The organism is Bartonella sp. AP57NXGY, assembly GCF_042195805.1.
Taxonomy (GTDB): Bacteria; Pseudomonadota; Alphaproteobacteria; order Rhizobiales; family Rhizobiaceae; genus Bartonella.
On the sequence record NZ_JBHIOZ010000036.1, the window covers coordinates 1 to 14,873 of the forward strand.

The 14,873-nt window shown below is 38.2% G+C and carries 11 protein-coding genes and 3 pseudogenes; 5 read left to right on the forward strand and 9 right to left on the reverse strand.

Going from position 1 to position 14,873, the window contains the following annotated elements; genetic code table 11:
- The 4 genes and pseudogenes from ACFIL8_RS05205 to rpsL form a co-directional block, all read right to left on the reverse strand.
- A pseudogene (locus ACFIL8_RS05205) lies at positions 1–76 on the reverse strand (elongation factor Tu); the annotation flags it as partial.
- 62 nt (positions 77–138) lie between these two features.
- Positions 139–2,223: an elongation factor G gene (gene fusA / locus ACFIL8_RS05210; protein ID WP_375681319.1), complete on the reverse strand. Its 2,085-nt coding sequence runs from the start codon at positions 2,221–2,223 to the stop codon at positions 139–141.
- 24 nt (positions 2,224–2,247) lie between these two features.
- Positions 2,248–2,718, reverse strand: coding sequence for a 30S ribosomal protein S7 (gene rpsG, locus ACFIL8_RS05215; RefSeq protein WP_015856589.1), 471 nt, complete (start codon positions 2,716–2,718; stop codon positions 2,248–2,250).
- An 18-nt stretch (positions 2,719–2,736) separates the two neighbouring features.
- On the reverse strand, positions 2,737–3,108 hold the full coding sequence (rpsL, locus tag ACFIL8_RS05220; protein WP_005773262.1) for a 30S ribosomal protein S12: 372 nt from the start codon (positions 3,106–3,108) through the stop codon (positions 2,737–2,739).
- A gap of 488 nt (positions 3,109–3,596) precedes the next feature.
- On the opposite strand from rpsL, the gene xth reads away from it, so the two are divergent.
- The 5 genes from xth (at position 3,597) to ACFIL8_RS05245 (ending at position 7,780) form a co-directional block, all read left to right on the forward strand.
- Complete coding sequence (xth, locus tag ACFIL8_RS05225; protein WP_375668574.1) at positions 3,597–4,379, forward strand: exodeoxyribonuclease III; 783 nt, start codon at positions 3,597–3,599, stop codon at positions 4,377–4,379.
- Between the two features lie 124 nt (positions 4,380–4,503).
- On the forward strand, positions 4,504–5,409 hold the full coding sequence (locus tag ACFIL8_RS05230) for a transporter substrate-binding domain-containing protein (protein ID WP_375612441.1): 906 nt from the start codon (positions 4,504–4,506) through the stop codon (positions 5,407–5,409).
- Positions 5,410–5,550: 141 nt separating this feature from the next.
- Complete coding sequence (locus ACFIL8_RS05235; RefSeq protein WP_375612442.1) at positions 5,551–6,303, forward strand: amino acid ABC transporter permease; 753 nt, start codon at positions 5,551–5,553, stop codon at positions 6,301–6,303.
- Positions 6,304–6,305: 2 nt separating this feature from the next.
- Positions 6,306–7,022, forward strand: a complete 717-nt coding sequence (locus tag ACFIL8_RS05240; RefSeq protein WP_375612443.1) for an amino acid ABC transporter permease — start codon at positions 6,306–6,308, stop codon at positions 7,020–7,022.
- A gap of 11 nt (positions 7,023–7,033) precedes the next feature.
- Entirely contained in the window at positions 7,034–7,780 is a 747-nt protein-coding gene (locus tag ACFIL8_RS05245) for an amino acid ABC transporter ATP-binding protein (RefSeq protein WP_273791447.1), read from the forward strand.
- Positions 7,781–7,882: 102 nt separating this feature from the next.
- Here the strand turns inward: ACFIL8_RS05245 and ACFIL8_RS05250 are convergent.
- The 5 genes and pseudogenes from ACFIL8_RS05250 to ACFIL8_RS05270 all read right to left on the reverse strand — a co-directional run.
- Positions 7,883–8,673, reverse strand: a pseudogene (locus ACFIL8_RS05250) (tetratricopeptide repeat protein).
- Between the two features lie 1,040 nt (positions 8,674–9,713).
- A complete protein-coding gene (locus ACFIL8_RS05255) occupies positions 9,714–12,437 on the reverse strand; it encodes a valine--tRNA ligase (protein ID WP_375689062.1) in 2,724 nt (907 codons plus the stop codon).
- Positions 12,438–12,574: 137 nt separating this feature from the next.
- On the reverse strand, positions 12,575–13,129 hold the full coding sequence (locus tag ACFIL8_RS05260; protein ID WP_375612445.1) for a DUF2497 domain-containing protein: 555 nt from the start codon (positions 13,127–13,129) through the stop codon (positions 12,575–12,577).
- Positions 13,130–13,382: 253 nt separating this feature from the next.
- Positions 13,383–14,675 carry a TolC family outer membrane protein gene (locus ACFIL8_RS05265; protein ID WP_375613721.1) on the reverse strand — a complete coding sequence of 431 codons (1,293 nt, stop codon included), beginning with the start codon at positions 14,673–14,675 and terminating at the stop codon, positions 13,383–13,385.
- 66 nt (positions 14,676–14,741) lie between these two features.
- A pseudogene (locus tag ACFIL8_RS05270) lies at positions 14,742–14,873 on the reverse strand (protein-L-isoaspartate O-methyltransferase); the annotation flags it as partial.

Here is a 14,873-nt window from a genome sequence, read left to right on the forward strand (position 1 = left end):
TCTTCCCATGATCAACGTGACCAATCGTACCAATATTAACATGCGGTTTTGTTCGTTCAAACTTGCTCTTCGCCATTTGAGCTCTCCATTTTCCGTCCAAGCCAAGGACTAAGTTAAAAATTAATTACCAACCTGAAATTACGCGTATTTCTTTTGAATCTCCAAAGCAACAGCTGAAGGCACAGGCTCGTAATGATCAAACTGCATTGTATACTGCGCACGCCCCTGACTCATAGAGCGAAGAGTATTCACATAACCAAACATATTTGCCAAAGGAACCATTGCATTCACAACCGTTGCAATGCCGCGCGCTTCAGTTCCTGAAATCTGCCCCCGACGAGAATTGAGATCACCAATAACATCACCAACATAATCATCTGGTGTAACAACTTCCACCTTCATGATCGGTTCAAGAAGCTGTGCACCAGCCTTCTTTGCCCCATCACGAAAAGCCGCACGAGCAGCAATCTCAAAAGCCAAAACCGAAGAATCAACATCGTGATAACCACCATCAATGAGAGTCGCTTTTACACCAAGCATAGGAAAGCCCGCAAGAGGACCTGACCCCATAACACTCTCAATCCCTTTTTGGACACCGGGAATATATTCTTTAGGAACAGCACCACCAACAATCTTTGACTCAAAAATAAAGTCATCACCATCATGAGGCTCAAAAACAATTTTCACACGAGCAAATTGACCTGCACCACCCGATTGTTTCTTATGCGTATAATCAATTTCCGCGATTTTAGTAATTGACTCACGATAAGCAACTTGAGGCTGTCCAACATTTGCTTCAACCTTAAACTCACGCCGCATACGGTCAACAATAATATCAAGATGAAGCTCACCCATTCCAGCTATAATAGTCTGACCAGATTCCTCATCCGACTTAACACGGAATGAAGGATCTTCGGCCGCTAGACGGTTAAGAGCAATACCCATTTTTTCTTGATCTGCTTTTGTTTTCGGCTCAATTGCAATCTCAATAACAGGCTCTGGAAATTCCATCCTCTCCAAAATAACAGGCTTCAAGGGATCACAAAGAGTATCCCCTGTTGTCGTCTCCTTAAGTCCTGCAAGAGCAACAATATCACCAGCAAATGCTTCTTCAATATCCTCACGAGAATTTGAATGCATTTGAAGCATACGCCCCAAACGCTCTTTTTTCTTTTTCACAGTATTCTCAAGAGAAATACCTTTCTGAACTTTACCTGAGTAAATACGACAGAACGTCAATGAACCAACAAAAGGATCATTCATAATTTTAAAAGCAAGCATAGATAACGGAGCATCATCAGAAGATTCGCGTGTCGTCTCAGCCTCAGTCTTTACATCAATACCCTTAATCGCCGGAATATCAATTGGAGAAGGAAGATAGGAAACAACAGCATCCAAAAGTGGCTGCACCCCCTTGTTTTTAAAAGCCGTACCACAAAGAACCGGATGAAACTGAACTGCTACTGTCCCCCTACGAATGAGAGAAACAAGCTGCTCGTTGGTTGGCATAACACCTTCCAAATAAGCCTCTGTCGCAGCTTCATCAACCTCCACAGCCATCTCAATCAATTTCTCGCGATATTCTTCAGCTTTCTCCTTTAAATCAGAGGGAATTTCACTTATCACTGCCGAGGCACCAATAGAACCATCCCACTTTAAAGCCTTCATTTCTACAAGATCAACAACACCTTCAAAGTCATTTTCAGCACCAATCGGCAACTGCAAAACAAGCGCTTTAGCACCCAACCGAGAACCAACCATCTCCACACTACGATAAAAGTCAGCTCCTATTTTGTCCATTTTATTAACAAAAACCATACGAGGCACGCGATATTTCTCAGCTTGCCGCCAAACAGTTTCCGTCTGAGGCTCCACACCAGCATTTGCATCCAACAAAGCTATTGCGCCATCAAGAACACGCAAAGAGCGCTCAACTTCAATCGTAAAATCAACGTGCCCTGGCGTATCAATAATATTAAAGCGACGCTTCCGACCGTCCTGCCCTTCCCAAAACGTCGTTGTCGCAGCAGATGTAATCGTAATACCGCGCTCCTGCTCCTGCTCCATCCAATCCATTGTAGAAGCACCATCATGGGTCTCGCCAATTTTATGATTCTTACCGGTATAGAACAGAATACGTTCAGTCATCGTAGTCTTACCAGCATCAATATGCGCCATAATACCAAAATTACGATAATCTTCAATTTTATATTCGCGAGCCATTATATTTGCCTTAGTTTAAAACTTCTACCAGCGATAGTGAGAAAAAGCACGATTAGCTTCAGCCATACGATGAACATCTTCACGCTTTTTCACGGCAGAACCACGATTATTAGCCGCATCCATCAATTCACCAGATAAACGCTCAATCATCGTCGTTTCATTTCGACCTCGTGCCGCCGCAATCAACCAACGAATAGCAAGAGCCTGACGACGATCAGGACGAACATCAATCGGAACTTGATAAGTAGCACCACCAACACGGCGTGAACGAACCTCAATGTGAGGAGCAACATTCTCTAAAGCTCGATGAAATAGAGCCACAGGATCTGTTTTTACTCTTTTTTCTACAGAATCGAGCGCACCATAAACAATACGCTCTGCAACTGATTTTTTACCATCAAACATAATGGCATTCATAAATTTCATAATAACCAAATCACCAAATTTTGGATCTGGATTAATCTCACGCTTTTCTGCTCTATGACGACGGGACATTGGCTTTGTCTCTCAATATTATTTTGGACGCTTTGCGCCATACTTTGAACGACGCTGTTTACGATTCTTGACACCCTGCGTATCAAGCAAACCACGAATAATGTGATAACGAACTCCTGGCAAATCTTTCACACGACCACCACGAATCATTACAACAGAGTGCTCTTGAAGATTATGTCCCTCTCCAGGAATATAACCAATCACCTCGAATCCATTCGTCAAGCGAATTTTAGCAACTTTACGAAGAGCAGAATTAGGTTTCTTCGGTGTTGTCGTATAAACACGCGTACAAACACCACGCTTCTGCGGATTCGACTGCAGAGCAGGAACCTTATTACGTTTAACTGGCGCTACACGCGGCTTGCGAATCAACTGGTTTACGGTAGGCATGCAACCTTCCTCTTTTCGATCTACATTCGTCTCACCCAATCGGGCTTTTCTATTTTCATTTCTATCCACCCCAACAAAATCGGAGCAGATATCTAAGTCTACACACAAAATCGGGCATACCTGTACAAAACAGTTTACCCGACCATAAGCAGAGAAGGCAATAGCCTTTTGCACTAGCATTTGCTTTTAATCTTCTTAACACCTGTGAATAATTTTCCGGCTCATATCCAAAACACCTGATTACATCCACATCGGTTATGTTCATTTCTAATAGCGAGAACACGTACATTCGTCAAGAACTAAACAGCAGAAAGTTTTTAAAAATGAAAATAAATTAAATTTTAAAGCTTTAAATTTGCTTTTACCGCTACTCTTGATAAATTAATTTACCATAGTAATATCCCCTATAAACAAAAAAACAGCGATGTGACTGTAGTAAAACATAGCAGTAAATTGAATTGCATATTTGATATCTAATGATGAGCACCATGAAAATAGCAACGTGGAATATTGCTGGAATAAAAGCGCGACATGAAACATTATGTCAATGGTTGCAGCAAAGCCAACCGGACATAGTCTGTTTACAGGAAATTAAAAGTATTGATGAAAATTTTCCACGCGATACAATTGAAAATTTAGGTTACCATATAGAAACACACGGACAAAAAAGTTTTAATGGCGTTGCGATTCTCTCTAAAAAAACACCAGATGAAGTGATCCGTCGATTACCAGGCAATGATAATGATAAACAAACACGTTACATTGAAGCTGTTTATTCAACAAACAAAGGTGTTGTTCGTGTTGCATCTCTCTATTTGCCAAATGGGAATCCTATTGAGAGTGAAAAATATTCCTATAAGATAGAATGGATGGAAAGATTATATACACATGCAAAATCATTGCTTGCGTATGAAGAACCTCTTATTCTAGCAGGTGATTATAATGTCATCCCCACTCCATTAGATGCAAAAAAACCTCAAGAATGGTATCAAGATGCCTTATTTCTTGGAGAAACAAGAAAAGCATTCCAACGTATTCTTCATTTAGGTTTTTATGATGCTATCCGGAATGTCACCGATACTCCCTCCTTCAGTTTTTGGGATTTTCAGGCAGGTGCTTGGCCTAAGAATAATGGGATTCGCATTGATCATTTATTATTATCACCAGAAGCTGTTGATCAATTAATTTGCGCTCATAGCCAAACAGAAGTAAGGGGATATCAAAAACCATCCGACCACGTTCCTGTTTGGATTCACCTTAATATCAATTAAGAAAGTAAAATCCTCATTTCATGAGACAACAAAAAAATTCCACTCAAAAATAATAACTATGCTACAGCATATAAACAGTATATCTTAAGCAAATAAAATAAAAATAAATGAATGGAGGACATAAATGAAGAAATCATTATTAATGCTTATTGCAGCAACGGCCATTGGATTCTCAAGTTTCGCGCATGCTGAACATGATACTCTTGAAAAAATAAAACGAACAGGGGAAATTACTTTAGGTGTCCGTGAATCATCTGGTTTAGCCTACGCCCTTGGTAATAATAAATATGTAGGTTTTCATACAGAAATGGCAGAACGGATCATTGATGATATCTCAAAAAAAATTGGTAAACCAATTAAAGTTCATTATCTTCCCATCACTTCTCAAAATAGAATTCCTCTCTTAAAAAATAAAACCTATGATTTTGAGTGCGGCTCAACAACACATGATATTGCCCGCAGTAAAGAAGCAGCATTTGCTTATACGACATACATTGAAGAGGTTCGGATTGCTGTAAAGAAAAACTCTAACATTAAATCTCTTGAGGATTTAAATGGAAAAACAGTTGCAACGACCACCGGTACAACATCTGTTCAACTTATTCGTAAAAATAAACGTGCAAAAAACATTCAGTTTAAAGTTTTAAAGGGGAAAGATCACGGAGATAGTTTTTTATTATTAGAATCTGGTAAGGCAGATGCTTTTGTCATGGACGCTTCAATTCTTGCTGGACATATTGCTAAATCAAAGAATCCATCTGATTATGTCATTCTTGATACTGTACTTTCAGTCGAACCTATTGCCTGTATGCTCAGATTAAATGACAAAAAATTTGAACAAACAATCAACGATAGTATCGTACGTCAGATTAAAGATGAATCACTGGAAAAGCTTTATAATAAGTGGTTTATGAAACCGATCCCACCTGCTAACACTGTTATGAACCTTCCCTTATCAAAACAAACAAGATATGCTTGGGATCACCCAAATAATAAGCCTCGAGAAAGCTACGCAGAAAAAGATTTATAGAGTTTAATAAAGAAGAACCACACTCTTTTGAAATTGAGTGTGGTTTATATTTTAATTCACTTTTTAATAAATCTGGACTATGTAGATGCGCGTGGTTTATTGTCCTATTTGTGAATGACTAATTTGAGGGAATATCAATTAATGGACTTTTCTTTCCTTTGTAGAGATGACCTTACTCAAACATTGGTAACAGGATGCTTGGGAACTCCCGGCGTAAGTCATACCTATTTAGATACACTTCTCGATGGCTTAAAAAATACAATTATATTGTCTATCACTTCACTTATATTAGCTGTATTGTGTGGTGTTATTATAGGAACAATGCGCACTTTACCCAAAACATCCATAATCAATTATATATTTCGCACTATCGGTACTATTTGGGTAGAGATTATGCGTAATATTCCCCTCCTTGTACAAGTGTTTTTGTGGTATTTTGTTGTTCCGAAGATTTATCCACCAGCGATGAAATTTTCCCCCATTCTCTTAATAACATGCGCATTGGGATTCTTTACATCTGCACGCATTGCTGAACAGGTTCGTTCAGGCATTGAAGCGATTCCTTCTGGACAACGCTATGCTGCTATGGCAATGGGATTTACAACTTATCAAAGTTATCGCTATATTATACTACCACGTGCTATACGTGCAATTATGCCACCTCTTACTTCAGAAGCAATGGGGATTGTGAAAAATTCATCTATAGCATTCGCCGTTTCAATAAATGAGCTCATGCAATTTCAATACCAAACAATTGAAGAAGTAAGCCATGTTTACGAAAATTATTTGCTTGTTACGATCCTTTATATTCTAATAGCCTTATTCGTATTCATTGTGATGACAGTCATTGAACAAATACTCAAAATTCCTAATTTTCAAACAAAGGGAAATTGAATATGGTGAATTTCATAAGCTCTCAGTTTGGACTTTATTTTCCTTTCAATTTTTCCGACTTTGATTTTTCCTTTTTTACCTTTGATGTATTTCGTTCTTACATTTTATCAGGTTTACTCTTTAGCGTTTTTCTAACTCTTTTTGCAACGGTATTGGGGTTTGTTTTCGGCACACTTTTAGCAATGATGCGCCTTTCTTCCATAAAACTTCTTTCTTGGTTTGCAATCAGTTACATAACAGCTATGCGTTCAATACCACTTGTGATGGTTATCTTATGGTTTTTCGTGCTTCTGCCTTTTTTAACTGGTATATCCATTGGTGCAAATAAATCAGCACTCATTACCTTTACCGCATTTGAAACGGCTTATTTTGCTGAGATTATGCGTGCTGGAATCAATTCAGTTCCGCAAGGACAAAAATATGCAGGACAAGCTCTTGGAATGACATATTGGCAAAGTATGTACATTGTCATTCTTCCTCAAGCCTTTAGAGATATGCTTCCAGTCTTTTTAACACAAGTTATTATCCTTTTTCAGGATACAACCCTTGTTTATGCCATCAGTGGTCATAGCCTTTTGAATGGTTTTGATATTGCTGCTAATAATTTTGGTGTAAAGCAAGAAGCTTATATCTTAGCAGCTATTTTCTATTTTGTTATCTGTTTTACACTGTCACAAATAGTTTTGTATTTACAAAAAAAAGTATCCATTATTCGCTAACAGGAAAAAAAATGTCTACTCATATGATCGAAATAAAAAATGTTTCTAATTGGTATGGCGAAATTAAAGTCCTTAAAAACTGTACAACCAACATTAATAAAGGAGAAGTCGTTGTCGTTTGTGGTCCATCAGGCTCAGGAAAGTCAACACTCATTAAAACTATTAACGCTCTCGTCCCTTTTCAAAAAGGTGAAATTTGGATTAATGGAATACCAGTTCATTCAAAAAAAACGAATCTGCCTAAATTGCGAAGTCAGGTAGGAATGGTGTTTCAACACTTCGAGCTTTTCCCCCATTTATCTGTCACAGAAAATTTGACAATTGCACAAATCAAAGTCCTAAAACGAAGCAAAAAAGAAGCACTTGAACGTGGATTGTTATATCTTGAACGCGTTGGACTCATTGAACACAAAGATAAATATCCTGGTCAACTTTCTGGAGGGCAACAACAACGTGTTGCTATTGCACGTGCCTTAACTATGGATCCACTTGTCATGCTTTTTGATGAACCAACATCTGCTCTAGATCCTGAAATGGTAGGTGAAGTACTCGATGTCATGATTAGCTTAGCAGAAGAAGGTATGACGATGATTTGTGTAACCCATGAAATGGGATTTGCACAAAAAGTATCGGAGCGTGTTATTTTCATAGATCAAGGAACAATTCTTGAAGACTGCTCATCTAAAGAGTTCTTTTCTGATCCGCAAGCAAGAAAACCGAGAACGCAAGAATTTTTGTCTAAAATCCTAAGTCATTAGCCGTTAGATTATCAAAAAAAGCTATCTTTACTATGAACTTGTATACAAGAAAACAGAGTTTAATATAAGATGAGAGAATGTAAAAATATTACAATCAGATGTTTAAAAACTGTTATTCTTTAAAATCTCAACAACCAGTGAAATTGCTGTACGTCTCTCAGATTCATTACAAAGAGCAAAAGCCTCTTCTTGCAAAGGGTGAATCCAATTTTCGTCTTTTACGTTAGCTTTTTATAGGCAGCAGTTAACATTGCTGCCCCACGGACAATTTTTCCTTCTTTAAGCAGTATATTTCCAAGCATTGCTTGGGCAGAAGGATTTTCTTTTTTTGCTGAAAGTTGAAACCATCGTGCTGCTTGTATAAGATTTTTCTCCCTTCCCTCTCCCTTTAAAAATATTTTTCCTAAATGATACTGAGCTTTAGGATTTCCATAGTTTACCACAGCCTGCATATAAAGATGAGAAGCATAAGAAGGATCAGGTTTCACAGGTGATTGAGGAATACCTTTTTTTATGTATCCGGCAAGTTTAATCAATGCATCAGAAACATAACTTTCATCCTCTGAACCAAGATCAGCACCTTTTTCAACAATATATGCAAAAAAATTATATGCCTTATAATCATTTTTAGGGACACCATCACCGTTTGCATAGATAGAGCCAAGTTTCCAATTCGCACCAATATAGCCTCTCTTAGCAGCACAACGTAATGCTGCAATAGCCTGAGTTATATGCCCATTTTTATAAACAGACATGCCACGTTTTAAAAAATAAAACGAACCATCATTCGCTTCTTGCAAGCTATTGACATCTATTACATAAACAGTCGAAAAGAATCCCTCTAAAATCACAACAATCGTGACTTTTTTCCATATCTGAAACCTATTAACCATTCCCCCTACCTCAATTTTAATGATTATATCTGTTACAAATTTCTTTGTAGATATTTAAACTCTTTTTCTTAGTAAGAAGCATACGCAATTTTAAAGTAAAAATTTTAAAAGAAAAAACAAATAGATAAAAACCATCCAATAGGATTTATCGATCTTAAAATTTTATACGTATGAGCAAAAATCGTTCAATAGAATAACGTGCATTAAACAGCAACTTGAGAACGAAGAGAATACATGATGAATGGTAAACGTTTGAGTATAAAAAACAATACGAAAGATGGATAAATATAATGATGATAGTTAACTTATAACTTCACGACTGCCTTACCACCTTAAAGATGAAGTTTTTTGCCTCCGTCAATCTATAAACAATACAGCTTTTTGTTTAACGGATTGCACCTAACATCATTTCACATGGGGTTACTTCATACTTTACACACAAGTTTTACCTCAGAATACTCACCACTACATACAAAAAATACCACATATGTAATTTTACATGCCTTATATTGCTACTCTAAATGATGATATTTTACAGAAATAAAACAAGATATTGATTTTAATGATACTTTACCATTTTGCATGTTGAATGAGGACCTCGAATATCGTAAGATTCTCTCATTCCAAACTTGTTCCATGTTAAATCAATCAAAACCATCCGCTTGCACATTACAAGTAGAGAGAGCTATGTGGATAAAAACTCTGTGTAAGAAAGAACTAAAAATGCCTCTTACGAACGGTTTGAGCTAAGGGTTGTCCGGATATTGGACAGAATGGTGCCCCCAGCGCTTGTTACTTCACAAGCATAAAGAAGGGAAGCTCAATAGATTTACCGTTATACCATTCATGATCTACGTCGTGGAATAGGCTTGGATGCCTTAAAAGATGTCTCTTTAATGATAAACATAAAACAATGGATTTCAGTAGAGATTTTATGATCGTTCATGAAAAACTAACAAAAGAAAAAGTTTCCTTTTAAAGAAGATCTATACTAGCCCTACTGGTATGCAATTATCTATCAAAAAAATAAAAAGTTGAAATCAATCTAACCGCTCTAAAGCAACAAATATTTTTTTCTGCGCTGCACGCAGTTCTACAACCCTGTTCCGCTCACGCTCAACAATTTCTGCTTTTGCATTTGCTATAAATTTGGGATTGTTTAACTTAAGCGATATTTTTTCAATATCTTGTTCAATTTTACTGACATCCTTCCTCAAACGAACACGTTCAGCCTCCAAATCAATCAACTGTCCTAATGGTAAACAAAAAACAGCCTCTCCCAAAATCATTTGTGCTGATATTTCCGGAACTTTATCAGAGAAATCAATAACTTCAATACGCGCTAATTTTTTTAGAAGTGCATCATAACGCTTCACACGCTCTCGCGTTACTTCCCCTCCTTCAACAACAACAAGAGGTGCTTGTGTCGCCACTGGAATATTCATTTCAAAACGTACAGACCGAATCCCTGTGACGACATCAATAAGCCAATTAATATCATCAGCAGCTTCTTCATCTATCAATGTTTCCTCTGGCCATTTTGTCAATGCGAGCATATCCTCACGCTTGATGGCTTGCGTTTCTGTAAGATACCACAACTCTTCCGTCATATAAGGCATAAAAGGATGAAGAAGTTTATAAACTTCATCTAAAACCCAAGCAGTACAAGCTTGAGCCTCATTTTTAGCATCTTCATTTTCCCCCTGAAAAATAGGTTTGAGAAGCTCCAAATACCAATCACATAATGTATTCCAAATGAAACGGTAAAGAGTGGCAGCTGACTCATTAAATTTATAGTGTTCAATACCAGTCGTAACTGCTGAAATCGTTTTAGATAACTCTGTTAAAATCCAACGATTAAGCGCCAGTTTTGCTTGTTCTGGTTTAAAAGCTGGATCATGCTTCACACCATTCATCTGTGCAAATCGAGTAGCATTCCACAATTTCGTAGCAAAATTACGATAACCAGCAATACGGGAAACATCAAGTTTTACATCACGACCTTGTGCTGCCATAATAGCTAAAGTAAATCGAAGTGCATCAGCACTATATTGATCAATAAGCTCTAAGGGATCAATAATATTTCCCTTTGATTTTGACATCTTTGCACCCTTTTGATCCCGTACAAGAGCATGCACATAAACCGTTGGGAAAGGAACGTCACCCATAAAGTGAAGTCCCATCATCATCATACGAGCAACCCAGAAAAAAATAATATCAAATCCTGTCACAGATAAAGATGTTGGGTAAAAAGTAGATAATTCAGTCGTTTTATTTGGCCATCCTAATGTTGAAAAAGGCCAAAGAGCTGATGAAAACCAAGTATCTAAAACATCCGGATCACGGATTAATTCAACAACCTCACCATAATGAGCAAAAGCTGAATCTAAAGCCTCTTTTTCACTTTTTTCAACAAAAACCGTTCCATCAGGACCATACCAAGCAGGAATCTGATGTCCCCACCATAATTGGCGAGAAATGCACCAAGGTTGAATATTTTCCATCCAATTGAAGTACGTCTTTTTCCAGTTATCTGGAACGAACTGCGTTTTGCCTTGTTGAACAGCCTCTATCGCTGGCTTTGCTAATTCAGCAGCATGAACATACCATTGATCTGTCAAAAAAGGCTCAATAGGGACACCACTGCGATCTCCATGAGGAACCATATGGGTATGATCATCAACAGAAGCTAAATATCCCTGTTCTTCCATCAAAGAAACAATCTTCTGGCGAGCAACAAAACGATCAGATTTATCGAGATTTTCTACTAACATTTTTAATTCATCTGATAAAATCAAACCATCGAAAAATGCTTCATTTTCACGAAGAAAAATCTCGGCTTGCTGGGTAAAAATATTGATCAAGCGTAAATGATTACGCTGTCCTACTTCAAAGTCATTAAAGTCATGAGCTGGTGTGATTTTTACAGCACCACTTCCAGCCTCAGGATCAGCATGGCTATCACCAACAATTAATAACTTACGACCAACAAGCGGCAAAAGAGCATTTTTACCGATAAGATGTTTATAACGCTCATCTTCAGGATTAACAGCAATTCCTGTATCACCAAGCATTGTTTCTGGTCGTGTTGTCGCCACTGTTATATAAGTTGTCGCATCATTTGGATCAAAAATTTTACCTTCAAGTGGATATCTAAAGTGCCACAAATGTCCTTGAACTTCTTTTTGCTCAACTTCAAGATCTGAAATAGCTGTCAACAATTTAGGATCCCAATTGACGAGGCGCTTATCCCTATATATCAACCCTTGCTTATAAAGCGTGACAAAGACTTCACGAACCGCCTGCGACAACCCCTCATCCATTGTAAACCGCTCACGCGACCAATCACATGAAACCCCAAGGCGACGCAACTGGTTTGCAATAACGCCTCCAGTTTCATAACGCCATTCCCAAATACGCTCAATAAACTTTTCTCTCCCCATTTCTTGACGCGTTGGCTCTTGGCGTTCTGCAAGTTGACGCTCCACTACCATTTGCGTAGCAATTCCAGCATGATCCATACCAGGCTGCCACAACACATTTCTGCCACGCATCCGCTGAAATCTAACTATTATATCTTGAATTGTCGTATTGAGCGCATGCCCCATATGAAGTGAGCCTGTAACATTAGGAGGTGGAAGCATAACGCAAAAAGGTTCTGCATCGCTTTTAGAACCAGCTCCCGCTTTAAAAGCCCCACGAGTCTCCCATCTCTTTGCAACCCGTTGCTCTATAGAGGAAGCATCATAGTTTTTTTCTAACATTCTATCCATCCATAACGCCGCTGAAAAACACAATATATGATCAAAACCTGATCAGAATCTCGTGAATCTCAGCCATTCACTAGAGAGCTCGCAAAATCGCAAACAAAATCCCCATAAAATGAAAAACATAAAAATAATTAAGACGATTTTTTAATCGCCTTCACAATCTCTTCACGCAAAATATCTTCCAGCAAAATAGGCAATTTAGACTGTAACCATTCTGCTATAGCCGGACGCAACACATCCTTTGCAATCTTTTCTGCAGAAGAAATACAATATGCAGACAATTCCACATGACCATCCCTTCCTGCGTCTGACTGTGATTTCCTTATCTCATCTTCATATTCTTTTGCTTTATAAACAGAATTCCGTTCTTCAGAAGAAAGCTTCATCTTTTGCATATCCATACCAACTGTATTATTTTCTGCCTCTATATCCTCTTTTTCTTGCGTTATCTTCCCCCCTTGATTTTCAGAAGAAAGACCAATACGATCAGCTAAAGCTTTCATAGCATCATCAACCGATAAGGTTGTATCATAAATACCCTCGGATGCAACTTCTGAAGCATTCACTGCAACATCTTCATTTAAAAAGTGATCAGATTGAACCGCATTTTCTTCGATTATTTCACGAATAGATGTTAAAATTTCATCCATACTTGGCTCACGTAACACGCTTGAACTCTGTACCATACTTTACAACCTCTCAAAGACGCAACAACAAATAGAATCATATTTTCAGTGTATGCAAAAGAATTATAAGATCAACATGCCTCCTACGATATTTTCAAATATGCTTGTCATAAAGAGGGCGCTACACACAGTTTTCTACACTTAGTAAAAATAATATCTCGCCGCAATATCTTTCAACATATTCAACTGTTGATTTACTAATCTTTTAAAAACTAAAATAATTTAATAAGATTCAAAGAGATACTTTTATGTATTATCGGATATATTTAATTGTTTTTAAACCTAAATAACTTGCAGTCAATTTACCAATAGAAGATTGAACACTATAGCTCGCCACAACAGCATTACGCTCTGCCATTGCAAGCGCAATCTGAGCATTAATCAATAGAGTACGAGAATTTAAAACATCCAGCGTCGTTGCTTGCCCTACGCGATTTTCTTGAACACGACCTTTCAGAGCAATTTCAGCAGCACGAACACTTTCACGGTAAGCAACAACAGATGAGCGTGCGCCCTCCAACTGAAACCAAGCAGAAGTAAGTGCTTGTCGCGTATTACTATGCGCCAAATCGAGTTGAAGCTGCGCCTGTCCAAGCTGTTCCCTTGATTGGCGAATTTGCGCAGACGTACGCCCTCCTTCAAAGATTGGGACACTTACTGACAACCCTATCGATTTAGAAACGCCATCTTCTCCAACCCCGCTGTAGATTCGATTATAAGATGCAGTTGCAGAAAAATCAACTTTAGGGAGCAATGCCCCTTCTTTCGCCTTTACATTATAAACACTCGCATCGACTAAATATTTAGCATAAAGGATTGCTGGATGCATCACAACGCTCATTTGGTAAGCCATATCAAGGTTGACGGGAAAATCTTTGGCTACAGGTGGGCGTTTTAACTTTTCAGGATCAGAACCAATAACTTGTCGATACACTGCCTCTGCTGCTTTTACATCAGAACGAGCAAGACTCAGCTCTGAAACCGCCACGGAACGTGCAGCTTGAGCTTGAGCAAGATCAACATGCCCTCCTTCACCCACATCAAATTTTGCTTTATTTGAACGAACTTGTTCCTCAAGAGCTGCCAAATTTTCTCTCCGAAGATCGGCAACACGACGTGCGTGATAGACATTAGCATAAGCGGTCACCGCCTCCAGAAACGTATTTTGTTCAACATTACGAAGATATTCACGCTGGGCCTGCAACTTAACTTGAGCTGAAGAAAAGATATTTTGCGTGATAAAACCATCAAATAATCTTTGATTTAATCTCACTCCTATAGATCCAGAAGTGACATAAGGACCTGTAAAAGACTTATTGCGCCCATAGTTCCCAACCCCCTCAACCTGTGGCAATAGCCCCGATCGCGCAATGACAACATCATCACTGGATATACGCACAGCTGCACGTTCACTATTCAACTTAGCATTATATTTATAAGCCTTAGAAAAGGCATCCATCAATGTTTCAGCACAAACAGCCTCTGATAGAAAAACACTCAACACCAGCAATAAACACGCCTGAAACTTCTTGTTTACTCTAAACATAATACACACAATAACAAACCCCAAATAAATTACAAAATTATCTTTTATTCACAAAACAAACAAGCACTAAAACACAAAACCAGGTGTTTTGAAAAAACAAGGAAGAGGCTTTACAGCGAGGTTAAAAGCACGACGAGCCGAGATGATCCCATCTTCTTTTATATAGATTTGTGCAACAGCAGCATTTCCATGCCCTTC

Bases quoted from the DNA above. Each gene is read 5' to 3' on its own strand.
- ACFIL8_RS05230 (WP_375612441.1), top strand. From the start codon at position 4,504: ATGAAGAAATCATTATTAATGCTTATTGCAGCAACGGCCATTGGATTC.
- ACFIL8_RS05235 (WP_375612442.1), top strand. From the start codon at position 5,551: ATGGACTTTTCTTTCCTTTGTAGAGATGACCTTACTCAAACATTGGTA.
- rpsL (WP_005773262.1), bottom strand. From the start codon at position 3,108: ATGCCTACCGTAAACCAGTTGATTCGCAAGCCGCGTGTAGCGCCAGTT.
- rpsG (WP_015856589.1), bottom strand. From the start codon at position 2,718: ATGTCCCGTCGTCATAGAGCAGAAAAGCGTGAGATTAATCCAGATCCA.
- ACFIL8_RS05245 (WP_273791447.1), top strand. From the start codon at position 7,034: ATGTCTACTCATATGATCGAAATAAAAAATGTTTCTAATTGGTATGGC.
- ACFIL8_RS05260 (WP_375612445.1), bottom strand. From the start codon at position 13,129: ATGGTACAGAGTTCAAGCGTGTTACGTGAGCCAAGTATGGATGAAATT.
- ACFIL8_RS05240 (WP_375612443.1), top strand. From the start codon at position 6,306: ATGGTGAATTTCATAAGCTCTCAGTTTGGACTTTATTTTCCTTTCAAT.
- ACFIL8_RS05265 (WP_375613721.1), bottom strand. From the start codon at position 14,675: ATGTTTAGAGTAAACAAGAAGTTTCAGGCGTGTTTATTGCTGGTGTTG.
- fusA (WP_375681319.1), bottom strand. From the start codon at position 2,223: ATGGCTCGCGAATATAAAATTGAAGATTATCGTAATTTTGGTATTATG.
- xth (WP_375668574.1), top strand. From the start codon at position 3,597: ATGAAAATAGCAACGTGGAATATTGCTGGAATAAAAGCGCGACATGAA.
- ACFIL8_RS05255 (WP_375689062.1), bottom strand. From the start codon at position 12,437: ATGTTAGAAAAAAACTATGATGCTTCCTCTATAGAGCAACGGGTTGCA.